The 13980-nt window shown below is 68.7% G+C and carries 13 protein-coding genes; 12 read left to right on the top strand and 1 reads right to left on the bottom strand.

The window, feature by feature from the left end; all coding sequences use genetic code 11:
- Positions 1-8: 8 nt before the first annotated feature.
- The 12 genes from ASE01_RS13365 to ASE01_RS13310 are packed head-to-tail and all read left to right on the top strand — an operon-like array spanning position 9 to position 13236.
- Complete coding sequence (locus tag ASE01_RS13365; protein WP_082606044.1) at positions 9-1067, top strand: MCE family protein; 1059 nt, start codon at positions 9-11, stop codon at positions 1065-1067.
- On the top strand, positions 1064-2080 hold the full coding sequence (locus tag ASE01_RS13360; protein WP_056752545.1) for an MCE family protein: 1017 nt from the start codon (positions 1064-1066) through the stop codon (positions 2078-2080). Before ASE01_RS13365 ends, ASE01_RS13360 begins: the two co-directional genes overlap by 4 nt.
- Complete coding sequence (locus tag ASE01_RS13355; protein ID WP_056752540.1) at positions 2077-3054, top strand: MCE family protein; 978 nt, start codon at positions 2077-2079, stop codon at positions 3052-3054. The genes ASE01_RS13360 and ASE01_RS13355 overlap by 4 nt, the downstream gene beginning before the upstream one ends.
- A complete protein-coding gene (locus ASE01_RS13350) occupies positions 3054-4085 on the top strand; it encodes an MCE family protein (protein WP_056752537.1) in 1032 nt (343 codons plus the stop codon). The genes ASE01_RS13355 and ASE01_RS13350 overlap by 1 nt, the downstream gene beginning before the upstream one ends.
- A gap of 14 nt (positions 4086-4099) precedes the next feature.
- Positions 4100-5329 (top strand): MCE family protein, encoded by a 1230-nt coding sequence (locus tag ASE01_RS13345; RefSeq protein ID WP_056752534.1) that lies wholly within the window; start codon positions 4100-4102, stop codon positions 5327-5329.
- 1 nt (position 5330) lies between these two features.
- Positions 5331-6419, top strand: coding sequence for an MlaD family protein (locus tag ASE01_RS13340; protein WP_056752531.1), 1089 nt, complete (start codon positions 5331-5333; stop codon positions 6417-6419).
- Positions 6420-6424: 5 nt separating this feature from the next.
- Positions 6425-7012: a hypothetical protein gene (locus ASE01_RS13335; RefSeq protein WP_056752527.1), complete on the top strand. Its 588-nt coding sequence runs from the start codon at positions 6425-6427 to the stop codon at positions 7010-7012.
- An 18-nt stretch (positions 7013-7030) separates the two neighbouring features.
- On the top strand, positions 7031-8293 hold the full coding sequence (locus ASE01_RS13330) for a phospholipase D-like domain-containing protein (RefSeq protein ID WP_235535990.1): 1263 nt from the start codon (positions 7031-7033) through the stop codon (positions 8291-8293).
- A gap of 12 nt (positions 8294-8305) precedes the next feature.
- Entirely contained in the window at positions 8306-9193 is an 888-nt protein-coding gene (locus ASE01_RS13325; RefSeq protein WP_056752525.1) for an SDR family oxidoreductase, read from the top strand.
- Positions 9190-9738 carry a carboxymuconolactone decarboxylase family protein gene (locus ASE01_RS13320; protein ID WP_056752521.1) on the top strand — a complete coding sequence of 183 codons (549 nt, stop codon included), beginning with the start codon at positions 9190-9192 and terminating at the stop codon, positions 9736-9738. The genes ASE01_RS13325 and ASE01_RS13320 overlap by 4 nt, the downstream gene beginning before the upstream one ends.
- 47 nt (positions 9739-9785) lie before the next feature.
- The gene (uvrB, locus tag ASE01_RS13315; protein WP_056752518.1) at positions 9786-11915 is read left to right on the top strand and encodes an excinuclease ABC subunit UvrB; all 2130 of its coding nucleotides are present in this window, start codon (positions 9786-9788) and stop codon (positions 11913-11915) included.
- 25 nt (positions 11916-11940) lie between these two features.
- Positions 11941-13236, top strand: a complete 1296-nt coding sequence (locus tag ASE01_RS13310; RefSeq protein WP_056752515.1) for an MFS transporter — start codon at positions 11941-11943, stop codon at positions 13234-13236.
- On the opposite strand, the gene ASE01_RS13305 is transcribed toward ASE01_RS13310, so the two are convergent.
- Positions 13217-13903, bottom strand: a complete 687-nt coding sequence (locus tag ASE01_RS13305; protein ID WP_056752512.1) for a potassium channel family protein — start codon at positions 13901-13903, stop codon at positions 13217-13219. The two genes, ASE01_RS13310 and ASE01_RS13305, sit on opposite strands and share 20 nt — an antisense overlap.
- Positions 13904-13980 lie beyond the last annotated feature (77 nt).

Genomic DNA, 13980 nt, shown 5'->3' with positions numbered 1-13980 from the left:
GTGAGGACATGGCACGCGAAGTGACTCGACAGCAGCTGGCACGGCGGGGGCTCATCACACTGGTGGCCCTGGCGGTCATCGCCACCGCCATCACGTTGCGCAGCAACGGCACGTTCGGCTCCGCGCCGCACGTGACCGCCGACGTGGCCAACGCCGGAGGCGCGCTGCGCTCGGGGTCGGACGTCAAGATGAACGGCGCGATCGTCGGCAAGGTGGCCGAGATCCGCCGTGCCGAGACCGGCGGCGGCGTCACCATCGAGATGGTGATGTCCGAGGAGGACATGAAGCTGGTGCCCGCCAACGTGGTCGCCCGGATCCTGCCCGCGACCGTCTTCGGTACGACGTTCGTCGACCTGGTCGTCCACGGCCAGGGGACGGGCCGGCTCGAGGCCGGATCGTCCATCAAGGCCGATGCGACGCAGGGGACCCTCGAGCTGCAGCAGGCCCTCGACGACATCGACCGACTCGTCAAGGCGCTCGGCCCGGCCGAGCTCGCCTCGGCGATCGGCTCCGCCGCCGAGGCCCTCGACGGCCGCGGCAACAGGATCGGCGACACGGTCCGCACGCTCAACTCCTACCTGGACCGGCTCAACCCGCGGATGCCGCAGGTGCGCTCGGACCTCCAGGCGCTGGCGTCAACGACCGAGCTGCTCGACGAGATCGCCCCCGACCTGCTCGACGCGACCGACGACGTGCTCGTCACGATGAACACGATCGTGACCCAGGAGGCGGCACTGACCGCCCTGCTCAGTGGTGGAACGACCCTGGCCCGCGCGGCGCGCGGCTTCCTGGACGAGAACCAGAGCGACCTGGTCGAGTTCATCAACGGCTCGGCCGTGCTGCTCGACGCGGTCCACGACAACCGCAAGGCGGGCATCACCGACGCCATCGCCATCAACATCGCGCTCGGCCGTACCCTCCCGAGCGCTGTCCGAGAGGGTTTCGTGAAGACCGACGGCACGATCCGGCTGTCGCCGCCGCCGTACTACAAGAGCGGTCAGCGCCCGAACTTCCGTGCCGCCGGCACGAGTGACGCCGGTTTCGGCTCCCTGGGAGGCGACCGATGACCGGACTGAAGTCGATCGCCGCGAAGTTCGCCGCTTTCGCGATCGTCAGCGGGATGCTGATGGTCCTGCTCGTCAACACGATGCAGAACGGCGTCAACGGGGACACCAACGAGTACACCGCCGAGTTCGTCGACGTCAGTGGCCTGAGGGTCGGCGACGACGTGAAGGCAGCGGGTGTCCGGGTGGGGCAGGTCAAGGAGATCGAGGTCTCCGAGGAAGGCGCCGACGTCACGCTCGAGGTCGTCGAGGACCAGCCGCTGCTGGCCAACACCAAGCTCGTCATGCGGTACCAGAACCTGCTCGGCCAGCGGTACATCGGCCTGGTGCAGGGCGCCGAGCGCGGTGAGGCGGTCAAGGACGGCGGCACTGTCCCGGTCGCCCTCACCGACCCCGGCTTCGACCTGACCGGACTGCTCAACGGCTTCCGTCCGTTGTTCCGTGTCCTGCAGCCCGGTGACGTCAACACGCTGGCGACCTCCCTGATCAAGGTCCTGCAGGGTGAGGGCGGCACCATCGAGCAGCTCCTGGCGCAGACCAGTGAGCTCACCAACTTCCTGGCGGACCGCGACGGGGTCATCGGCGAGGTCATGACGTACCTGCAGCCGGTGCTCGACAACCTGGCGGGTCAGGGCGACGAGCTCACCCGCACGGTCACCGAGCTCCGCGCCCTGATGACCGGACTGGCGAAGGACCGCAAGTCGATCGGTGCCTCCATCGACGGCGTCAGCCGACTCGTGGGTGCGACCAGCTCGCTCCTGAAGGAGGTCAAGGTGCCGCTGGTGAGGTCGACCGACCAGCTGGTCACCGTGGCCGACATGTTGGAGAAGTCCCGAGGAAGACTGGAGGAAGCGGTGCCGTCCTTCTCGTCGATCTTCGAGTCCCTCGGACGCGCGACGTCGTACGAGAACGCGCTCAACGTCTACGTCTGCTCGCTGTCCATCGCGATCGGTGCCAACAGCACCGGCATCAACCCGGCCGGCAACAAGGGCCCGTGGCGTCAGGTGTGCCGATGAAGCCCATGAACGAGCGCGATCCGCTCAAGATCGGCATGATCACGATCCTCGTGATCGGTCTCATCGGTGCCGGTGTCATCGTGCTGAGCCTGTCGAACTTCGGGACCAGGACCTACACGGCCGTCCTCGAGCACACCGCCGGCCTGCGCACCGGCGAGGACGTCCAGGTCCACGGCGTCAACTCCGGCAAGGTCACCGGCGTCGAGCTGGAGGAGGACCACGTCGTGGTCACCTTCGTGCTCGACTCCGACATCGACCTGGGGGACCGCTCGACGGCCACCGTCAAGGTCGCGACCCTGCTCGGCAGTCACTACCTGGAGGTGGACCCCAAGGGGTCCGGCACCCTGGCCGGCGAGCAGATCCCGATCGACCGCACTGCCGTCCCGTACAACCTGCAGGATGTCATCGAGGAGGGCTCGGAAGCGCTCGACGAGCTCGACCCCGACCTCCTCGCGAAGGCACTGACCGCCATGGCCGGCACCCTCGGTGCCAGCGAGCAGGAGATCGGGCCGGCGCTCGAGGGCGTGGCCCGGCTCTCCGAGGTCATCTCCAAGCGTTCCGACCAGGCCGGCGACCTGCTGGCGGCGACCCGCAAGGTGACCGACCAGTTGTCCGACAGCAGCCAGGACATCGTCGGGCTGATGAAGCAGGCGAACCTGGTGGTCAGCGAGATCACCGCCCGCAAGGAGGCCATCCACCGGCTGCTGGTCGAGACGACCGACCTGTCGAAGGCCCTGACCGCCGTCGTGAAGTCGACCGAGGGCAAGCTCGCTCCTGCGCTCGCCGACCTCAATGCCGTGCTGAAGACCCTCAACAGCCAGGACAAGCAGCTGACCCACCTGCTCGAGGTGATGGCGCCCGCCGTGCGGTACGTCGCCAACGCGACGGGCAGCGGTCCCTTCGTTCCGCTGTACCTCAAGCCACCGGCCATCCCCGGTGACGACACGACCTGCAAGCTGCGGGGGGCCTGCTGATGCGTACTCGCAACCTGCTCCGCGCCACCGGCGCGCTGGTGGCCGTGGCCGCCGTGTTCCTCACGTCGGGCTGCGGAGCCGTGGGGGGCGGCGACCGGATGAGGGTCAAGGCCTACCTCGCCGACTCCGCCGGTCTTTTCGTCGGCAACGACGTCGGGATCCTGGGCGTCACCGTCGGTGAGATCACCGCCATCGAGCCGCAGGGCGAGAAGGTCCTGGTCACCATGGAGATCGACGCCGACCACGCGGTTCCGGCCGATGCCGGTGCTGCCGTGGTGGCCCGGTCCGTCGCGACCGACCGCTACGTCGAGCTCACGCCCGTCTACCGCGAGGGCGCCAAGATGGCGGACGGGACCACCATCCCGATCGACCGGACCCGCACCCCCGTCGACTTCGACCAGGTGCTGGCCTCGCTCAACGAGTTCGCGACCGGCATCGGTGGCAACAAGGAGACGACCAAGGCCGTCCAGCGGTTCATCGACGCGGGTGCCAGCGCGCTCCAGGGCCGTGGACCGCTGCTGAACCAGACGATCCACTCCCTCGCCGACGGTGTCGACGGCATCGCCAGCCAGCGCGAGGACATCGCCGCCACGTTGAAGTCCCTCGACGTCCTGCTGACCACCATCTCGACCAACGAGTCGACGGCGCGCACCTTCATCCAGCAGGTGTCGCGGGCGTCGAAGCTGCTCGCGGACGAGCGTGAGAACTTCCGTGAGGCACTGCGCTCCCTGGATTCCGCGGTCACCACGGTCGCGAAGTTCGCCGTCGACAACCGGCAGGCGATCGTGACCACCCTCGACGGATCGACCGAGCTCATGGACACGCTGCTGACCAAGCAGGACCGGCTCGCCGAGATCCTGCGCGTGATGCCGGTGGCCCTGCAGAACCTGAGCCAGATCCAGGGGGACCGCCTTCCGGTGCGGATCGATCCCTTGATCCTCGACCCGCTCGGCGGAGTGCTCCAGACGGTCTGCGGCGCGCTGCCGCTCAACCTCTGCAGCATCCTCGACGGAACCCAGATCGGAGACTGAGGCGGACGATGAGGATGCGTACGACGACCGCCCGCACCGCGCTCACCGCGGTGCTCGCCCTCGGGCTGGGCACGATGTCTGCCTGCGGCACGACCATGCGGGACCTGCCGATCCCGGGCACGGGTGTCTCCGGGGACACCATCGAGGTGAAGGCCCAGTTCGCCGAGGCGTTGAACCTCGCCGAGGGCGCGCCCGTCAAGGTGAACGGTGTCGACACGGGCAAGGTCAAGTCGATCACGGTCGACGACTTCACCGCCGAGGCGACCCTGACCCTGAAGGCCGACGCCGAGCTCCGCGAGGGCGCCCACGCGCGGCTGCGCTACACGACCCCGCTCGGTGAGCTCTTCGTCGACGTCACGAACCCGGCCACCGGCAAGGTGCTGGGGAACAATTCCACGCTGGAGCTCAAGGACACCGAGACCGCACCGACGGTGGAGGATGCGCTGGCCCAGGCGTCACTGCTGATCAACGGTGGTGGCCTCGAGCAGCTCCAGACGGTGACCGAGGAGCTCAACACCGCTCTCGGCGGCAACGAACAGGACTACCGCACGCTGCTCGACCGGGCATCGGTCTTCCTCACCCAGGCGAACTCCACGACGCAGAGCATCGACCTCGTGCTGAACTCGCTGAACTCGCTGTCGAAGACGTTGTCCACCCGCGAGGAGACGATCAACCGAGCCGTCAAGGAGATCACTCCCGCGGCCAAGGTCCTGCGGGAGAAGACTCCGCAGTTCACCGAGCTGTTGGCGGAGGTCGAGAAGTTCTCGGGCGCCGCGAACGAGACGGTCACCGCCACGCGGTCCCAGCTCCTGACGCTGCTCTCCGAGCTGGAGCCGGTGCTCGCCGAGTTCGCCAGGAACAAGGGCAGCTTCGACGAGTCGCTGCGCCAGATCATCAAGGGTGCCGTGGCCGCCGACGAGGTCATCGCCACCGACTACCTCAACATCAGCCTGGAGCTCCACCTCGACGGCATCGACGCCGGCGGCTTCGTGCAGGGGACCCTCGGCGGCATCCTGAAGCTGCTCGGGATCGACCCCGATGCCCCCGGCCTCGGCTCCATCCTCGACAAGCTCGGACTGGGCGACCTGCTGGGCGGCCTGGGGCTGGGCAGGTCGACCACGTCGGGCACGACCGGATCCGACAGGAGCCCCGTCGCCTCGGGCGGTGCCAAGGGCTCGGGAGGCGGGTCGGACCCGCTCGGGTTGAACACGTTGCTGAACGGTCTTCTCGGAGGGGGACGCTGAGATGTTGAAGATCCTGGGCAATCGCCTCTACCTGAGCCTCATCGGCATCATCGTCGTGCTGATCCTCGCCGTCGCCTACGTCTTCGCGTCCGTCCTCGACCAGCCGCTGACCGCCAAGCCGGTCGAGGTGAAGGTGGAGCTGGAGCAGACCGGTGGTCTGTTCGAGGGTTCCGCCGTCACCTACCGCGGCGTCAAGATCGGCAAGGTCACGACGATCGTCCCGGCCGAGAGTGGTGTGCTGGCGACCGTGGCGATCACCTCCGGCGCCGACATCCCGAAGGACTCGGTCGTCAAGGTCCGCAGCCTGTCGCCGGTCGGTGAGCAGTACCTCGACTTCCAGCCTGCCAAGGTCGGTGGCCCGTTCCTCGCCAGTGGCGACACGATCCCGGCGGAGTCGACCGACCTGCCCAAGAGCCTCAGCTCGACGGTGGTCGCGGTCAACAACGTGCTGCGCCAGATCGACGACAAGAAGCTGCGCATCGTCCTCGGCGAGCTGAGCACCGGACTCAAGGGCACGGGTGAGGACCTCGGTCAGATCCTCGACCAGGGCACGGCGATCCTCGACACCCTGGACGCCGTGTGGCCTGAGACGGACCGCGTCATCAGCAGCTCCGGCTCGGTGCTCTCCATCGCCACCGACAACGCGGACTCCCTGCGCCTGCTCGCCCGCTCCTCCAAGCAGTTCGCGCAGTTCCTGCGCGAGTACGACCCCGAGCTGCGCCGGATCCTCAAGCGCGGCCCCGGGCAGATCGACGAGCTCGTGAAGCTCGTCGAGGACGCGAACCAGGTCCTGCCGGGCTTCCTGTCCACGGGGGTCAGCTTCACGGACGTGTTCCTGTCCTACGAGCCGCACCTGCGGGCACTGCTGCAGAGCTACGGTCCGGGCCTGAACGCACTGCTCAAGACCGTGAGGAACGGCGAGCTCAGGATCCAGATCATCGCCGACCGGGACCCGCGCTGCAGCTACGGCACCACGCGCCTGGACCCCACGTCCAACGAGCGTCGTGCGCTCCAGAAGAACGGCCGTTGTGCCTCGTCCTTCGCCACCCTGCAGCGCGGCGCAGCGCAGGCGCCGGGGCCGGTACAGTGAATCAGGTGTCCATCGACAAGCCGTCCGTCACCAAGGTGAGCGGTCCGGCCGGAAGTCCGAAGCAGGGCCCCGGCAATCTCGTCCTGGCACTGGCGGCGGCGCTCGTCGCCGCGCTCGCCGTCTGCGTGTGGCTGGCAGTGTCCGGCGGGGGCTCCGGCGCCGACGAGGACTCCCTGCGGGACAAGGTCAGCGCCCTCGAGGCCGAGAAGACGGCCAACAAGGACGCCCTCGAGGCCGCTTCGGCGTTCGTCGCCCGGGTCACGACGTACTCCTTCGAGGACGGGAAGCACGACCTGGACTGGGTCGAGGACCTGCAGAACGAAGAGGTCCGCGAGCAGTTCCGGGAGCGGGTCGCCGACCTGCAGGCGACGATCGTGGCCAGCAAGACCTCGGCCAAGGGCCAGGTCACGCAGTCCGCGGGCCGGGTGGTGGACGAGAGCCAGGTGGAGGTGCTGGCCTTCGTCGACCAGGCGATCACCGACCAGTCCGGTGAGGTGAGCGTCGAGCAGTCGAGCATCAACCTCACGATGAAGCTGGTCGGCGGCGAGTGGAAGGTCGACACCTTGACCTTCCTCAACGCGGTCGACCCCTGATCCCCTAGATTGGCGCGCGTGGCGCATCGTGACGGAGACCCGCTGGACGGGCTGAGGACCGTGCTGCGGCGCTTGTTGCTGACGGTCGTCGGTGTCCCGTTCGTCGTGGCCATCGCGATGTCGCTCATCGACTCGTACCGCCGTCGTGGCAAGCGGCCCAAGCCCTTCCCGACGCGGGCACCGGGCACGGTCACCGTCGGCGACGGCCAGGTGACGACCTACACCTACGGTCGCGACCTGTACGACGACATGATCGCCGCGATCGAGGGTGCCGAGCACCAGATCCTCTTCGAGACCTACATCTGGAAGGGCGACGCGACGGGCGAGCGGTTCAAGCGGGCGCTGATCGACGCCGCGGATCGCGGTGTCGATGTCTACTGCATCTACGACGGCTTCGCGAACCTCGTCGTCTCGCCGGCCTTCCAGCGCTTTCCTGCGAGCCTCAAGGTCCTGCGCTACCCGGTCTACACCGCGGGCTGGCGGTTCTTCGACCTGCGCCGCTACGGCCGCGACCACCGCAAGATCCTCGTGGTGGACGACCACGTCGGCTTCATCGGTGGCTACAACATCGGCTCGTCCTACGAGACCGAGTGGCGCGACACGCACGTGCGGATCACCGGCCCGGCCGTGTGGGACCTCAAGCGCGCATTCGCCGACTTCTGGAACCTGAACCGTCGCCGCCGGATCCGCGGCACCGAACGGCCGCTCCTGCTCGAGACCGCCTCGACCTGGGAGCCGCGGGTCCGGGTCCAGCGGAACGTGCCGCGACTGTGGATGTTCCCGATCCGGGCGATGTACATCGAGGCCATCAACCGCGCCAGCCGCAACGTGTGGATGACCCAGGCCTACTTCCTGCCCGACGAGGACTTCATCGATGCGGTCAAGGCCGCGGCGATGCGGGGCGTCGACGTCCGGCTGCTGCTGCCGCTGAAGTCCAACCACATCGTGGCGGACTGGATCTCGCGTGGGCACTTCAGCCAGCTGCTCGACTCCGGTGTCCGGATCCTGCGCTACCGCGACGCCATGGTGCACGCGAAGACCGCGACCGTCGACGGCACCTGGTCGACCGTGGGGACCGCCAACATCGACCGGCTCAGCCTCCAGGGCAACTTCGAGATCAACGTCGAGATCATCGACCAGGGCTTCGCCCGCGAGCTCGAGGCGATCTTCGAGGTCGACCAGTCCCACTGCCTCGAGCTCACCAGCGGTGAGTGGGAGGCCCGCGACGTGCACCGCAAGTTCACCGAGATGGTGCTCACCCCGCTGCGACCGCTCCTCTAGGAGGACCTGCCCATGTGGTTCCGACCCCCCGTCCGTGACCTGTCCGGGAAGAACGTCTTCGTGACCGGAGCGGCGAGCGGCATCGGCCGCGCCGTTGCGGAGTACGCCGCCGAGCGCGGCGCCGTGCTCCACCTCACCGACCTGCAGGCCGACCAGCTGGCCACGGTCGCGGCAGGGATCCGCGAGCGGGGCGGGCAGGTCGCCACCGCCGAACCAGCCGACGTCTCCGACCTCGAGCAGGTCCGCGCGCTCGCCGGGGCCGTCACCGCCCGGTCCGGGCCGATGGACGTGGTGCTCAACGTGGCCGGGATCGCCGTCTGGGGGACGGTTCGCAGCCTCGAGCCCCACCACTGGCAGCGCCTGGTCGAGGTGAACCTGATGGGGCCGATCCACGTGATCGAGGAGTTCCTGCCGCCGATGATCGATGCCGGCCGCGGTGGCCAGCTGGTCAACATCTCCTCCGCCGCCGGCATCATCGCGATGCCCTGGCACGTGGCCTACAGTGCGACCAAGTTCGGTCTGCGCGGGGTCTCGGAGGTGCTGCGCTACGACCTGCGCAAGCACCGCATCGGCGTCAGCCTGGTCTGTCCGGGCGGTGTCGACACCGGCCTGGTCGAGACGATCCGGATCGCCGGCATCGACCAGCAGAGCAAGTCCTTCGTCCGCGCCCGCCGTCACTTCCAGAAGCGTGCGGTCTCACCGGAGAAGGCCGCCGAGGCGATCTGGAAGGGTGCGCAGCGCAACCGCTACTGGGTGTACACCTCGGCCGACATCCGACTGGTCCACTGGCTGCAGCGCTACTTCCCGCCCGGCTACGCAGTGGCGATGCGGGTCTTCAACTACGGCGCCAACCGGGTCCTGCCTGCCGTCGAGCAGGCTCGTCGACCGGACCCGGCATGACCCCGGCGGTGCCGCGGGTCACTCCCGGCACCTGGCGCGAGGTGGGACCGTTCGTGGCGGCCTTTGCACGCCTTGCCGGGCGGGTGCAGGGCACCGAGCCGCCGGCGGTGTTCCTCACCCTGGGGCGTCATCGCCGGCTGTTCTGGGGCTGGCTGCACTTCGCCGGCCGACTGATGCCGGGCGGTCGCCTGTCCCGCAGGGAGTCGGAGCTGGTGATCATCCGCGTCGCGAGCCGCCGCGACTCGGCGTACGAGCTCACCCAGCACCGGCGCCTGGGTCGTCGTGCCGGCCTGTCGGTCCCGGACGTCGCCGCGATCGAGGCGTCCGACGACGCGCACACCGGATTCACCCCCAGGGAGCGGCTCCTGCTGCGGGCCGCGGACGAGCTCCTGTCAGACCAGGACCTCTCCGACGGACTCTGGGCCGACCTCAACGGGCCCTTCGACGAGCGGGAGCGGATCGAGATCGTGATGCTCGTCGGTCACTACGCGATGCTCGCCACCGCGCTGCACGCACTGAGGGTGCAGCCGGACCGACCTCGCTGAGCACGCGCGGAGGAGGCGATGTCGGTGCTCCCTCGTAGGCTGGAGCCATGCGTCCGGTCACCGATCTCGAGCGTCGTGTCGCCCCGTTCCACGTGCAGTCCGAGTACGTGCCCTCGGGTGATCAGCCCACGGCGATCGCGGAGATCACCAAGCGGCTCAACGACGGTGCCGAGGACGTCGTCCTCCTGGGCGCGACGGGCACGGGCAAGACGGCGACCGTGGCGTGGGTGGCCGAGCAGGTCCAGCGACCGATGCTCGTGCTCCAGCCCAACAAGACGCTGGCCGCGCAGTTCGCCAACGAGCTGCGCCAGCTCTTCCCGGACAATGCCGTCGAGTACTTCGTCTCCTACTACGACTACTACCAGCCCGAGGCCTACGTCCCCCAGACCGACACCTACATCGAGAAGGACTCCTCGATCAACGAGGAGGTCGAGCGGCTGCGGCACTCCGCGACCAACAGCCTGCTCACCCGCCGCGACGTGATCGTGGTGTCGACGGTGTCCTGCATCTACGGTCTCGGCACCCCGCAGGAGTACGTCGACCGGATGGTCCGGCTGCGGGTGGGGGAGGAGCACGACCGGGACTCCGTGCTGCGTCGCCTCGTGGAGATCCAGTACACCCGCAACGACCTCGCCTTCACCCGTGGGACCTTCCGGGTGCGGGGCGACACCCTCGAGATCTTCCCGGTCTACGAGGAGCTGGCGGTCCGGATCGAGTTCTTCGGCGACGAGATCGAGCGCCTGATGACGCTGCACCCCGTCACGGGCGAGGTGCTGACCGAGGACACCGAGCTCCACGTCTTCCCGGCCAGCCACTACGTCGCCGGCCCGGAGCGGATGGAGCGTGCGATCGGGCAGATCGAGATCGAGCTCGCCGAGCAGCTCGCCACCTTCGAGCGGCAGGGCAAGATGCTCGAGGCCCAGCGGCTCCGGATGCGCACGACCTACGACATCGAGATGATGCGCCAGGTCGGTTCGTGCTCCGGGATCGAGAACTACTCGATGCACATGGACGGTCGTGGCCCGGGCACCGCGCCCAACACGCTGCTCGACTACTTCCCCGAGGACTTCGTGCTCGTGGTCGACGAGTCCCACGTGGCGGTCCCGCAGGTCGGCGGGATGTACGAGGGCGACCGTTCGCGCAAGCGCAACCTCGTCGAGCACGGCTTCCGACTGCCCAGTGCGATGGACAACCGGCCCCTGCGGTGGGAGGAGTTCCTGGAGCGGATCGGTCAGACGATCTACCTCTCCGCGACGCCGGGCAACTACGAGCTCGACAAGGTCCAGGGTGACGTCGTCGAGCAGATCATCCGGCCGACCGGGCTGGTCGATCCCCAGGTCGTGGTGAAGCCGACGAAGGGTCAGATCGACGACCTCATCCACGAGATCCGGCTCCGCACGGAGAAGGACGAGCGGGTCCTGGTCACGACGCTGACCAAGAAGATGTCGGAGGACCTGACCGACTACCTGCTCGATGCCGGGATCCGCACCCGCTACCTCCACTCGGAGGTCGACACGCTGAAGCGGATCGAGCTGCTCCGGGACCTGCGCCTGGGTCTCTACGACGTGCTTGTCGGCATCAACCTGCTCCGTGAGGGTCTCGACCTGCCCGAGGTGTCGCTGGTGGCGATCCTCGACGCCGACAAGGAGGGCTTCCTCCGCTCGGACAAGTCGCTGATCCAGACGATCGGACGAGCGGCCCGCAACGTGTCCGGCGAGGTGCACATGTACGCCGACCGGATCACGCCGTCGATGGCCTCTGCGATCGACGAGACCGATCGTCGACGCGCGCGGCAGGTCGCCTACAACGAGGCCAACGGCATCGATCCGCAGCCGCTGCGCAAGAAGATCGCCGACATCACCGAGATGCTGGCGCGCGAGGACGAGACCACCCAGGAGCTCCTGCAGACCTGGGCCGATGCCGGGGTCAAGGGCCGAGCCGGCGGCGTACGCCCCAAGAAGTCGCCGACACCGCAGCTGCGCTCGACCGACATCGGTGGTCACGCGGCGTCCCTGGCCGGTCTGCCGAGTGCCGACCTGGCTCAGCTGATCCAGGACCTCACCGAGCAGATGAAGGCCGCTGCGGCCGAGCTGCAGTTCGAGCTGGCGGGTCGCCTCCGCGACGAGATCAGCGACCTGAAGAAGGAGCTCCGTCAGATGATGGAAGCGACTAAGTGAGCGGTGGCGACCAAGTGAGCCCACGCTGACCAGCTCTCGCCGCTACGCCGTCTGGTCCGTCGGACTTGCCGTCTACGGGCTGGCGGTCTTCCACCGCAGCAGCCTCGCGGTCGCGGGCCTGGCTGCCACCGAGCGCTTCGACATCACGGCCAGTCAGCTGGCCTCCTTCACCATGCTGCAGCTGCTGGTCTATGCCTCGATGCAGATCCCGGTCGGCCTGATGGTCGACCGCTACGGGTCGCGCACGGTGCTCACGGTTGCCGTGAGCGTGGTCAGCCTCGGTCAGGCGGGCTTCGCGCTGGCCGGCGACTATCCCACGGCGCTGATCGCCCGTGCGCTGGTCGGCGTCGGCGACGCGATGACCTTCATCTGCGTGCTGCGGCTGGTGACGTCGTGGTTCCCCCGCCGTCAGGTGCCCCTGGTCAGTCAGCTCACCGGCAACCTCGGGCAGCTGGGTGCGCTGGCCGCCGCCGCACCGATGACCTGGGCGCTGGGGGAGTTCGGCTGGACCCGGTCCTACCTCGCGAGCGCGGTCGCCGGGGTGGCGATGCTGCTGGTGCTCCGCCTGGTCCTGCACGATTCCCCGGAGCAGGTCCACCGGCGTGGTGTCCCGATGTCGGCTCGGGCCCTGAGCCGCAGCCTGGCGGCCTCCTGGGAGCAGCCGGGCACCAGGCTCGGTCTCTGGATCCACTTCTCCACGCCGTTCAGTCCGGCGTTGCTCGGGCTGTTGTGGGGCTTTCCGTTCCTGGTCAGCGGCGAGCACCGCTCCGAGGCCACCGCGGGCGTGCTGATCTCGTTGTTGTTCCTCACCAACCTCGCCTACGGCCCCCTGCTGGGCTGGCTGGTCGGGCGCCATCCGTGGCACCGCTCGACGGTCGGGCTCGCGATCATCGCCGCGATGGCCTCGGTCTGGGCGATGGTGCTGCTGTGGCCGGGTGACGCGCCCCTGTGGCTGCTGGTGGTCCTGATCCTGGTCGTGGGGGCCGGCGGACCCGGGTCGATGGTCGGATTCGACGTGGCCCGGACCAGCAACCCCGACCACCGCACGGCGAGCGCGAGCGGGATCATCAACGTCGGCGGGTTCACCTCCTCGCTGCTGGTCATCGTGGCGGTCGGCGTCGTGCTGGACCTCGCGACGCCGGGCGGGCAGGGGAGCTACCCACCGGAGGCGTTCCGGTGGGCGCTGGCGGTGCAGTACGCCTTCTGGGCGTTCGGCACCGTCCAGATCGTGCGCTACCGCCGCCAGGTGCGCAGGCTCACCGGCCGCGACCAGGTCGCGGGCGGCTCGACGATGGTCGAGTTCAAGCCTTCCGGGAGCTGAGCCCGACGAGTCGGGCCACGACGAGCGCGACGTAGAAGACTCCGGCGACCTGCTCGACCATCACCAACGACCGGGCGTGTCCGAGCACCGGGTAGATGTCGGAGAGGCCGACGCTGGTCAGTGTCGTGAAGGACAGGTAGAGCAGGTCGAACCACGGCAGCGCCTCGGCGCCGTCCGGACTCGCCCAGCCGATGAAGGACCCGGGCCACACGACCTGCGCGGCGGCGTACACGTAGGCGAAGCCCCAGGCGACGACGGTGAAGGCGGCGCCGGTCGCGAAGAGCTCGTCGCGGGTCACCTCGTCGTCGTGGAAGAGGTAGCGGAGCATCGCGTAGGAGACGAAGAAGTAGAACGGGGCGTGGAAGGCCGCGGAGGCCAGCACGACCGCGTCGCTCTCGGGCGAGATCGCCTCGGCGACCGTCAGCAGGACGGCGGGGACACCCAGCAGGCCGGCCACCCAGGGCAGGACCGCCGTCCGCCGAACGGCCCAGACCGCGATCAGGACGACCAGCATCTGCACGACGCCGACGGCGGCGCGACCGGCGATCGAGCCCTGGAGCCCGGGGTAGGCCAGCACGACGACCAGCTGGGCGATCAGGAGCAGCGCGGAGGGGTGGCGGCCGAGGGCATGGAAGGGGCCGGGGAGGCGCGGGGCGGTCGGCTGCACGGACTGATCCTAGGAAAGCCCCCCGTCCGGCACCGCCGCGGGCCTACCGTGACCCGGGTCCGGGGGAGACGTTGTTC

Origin of the sequence: Nocardioides sp. Root190 (genome assembly GCF_001428565.1) — a bacterium.
Lineage (GTDB): Bacteria > Actinomycetota > Actinomycetes > Propionibacteriales > Nocardioidaceae > Nocardioides.
Note: the sequence above shows the minus strand (reverse complement) of the source record. Positions and strands in the feature narration are given on the sequence as shown.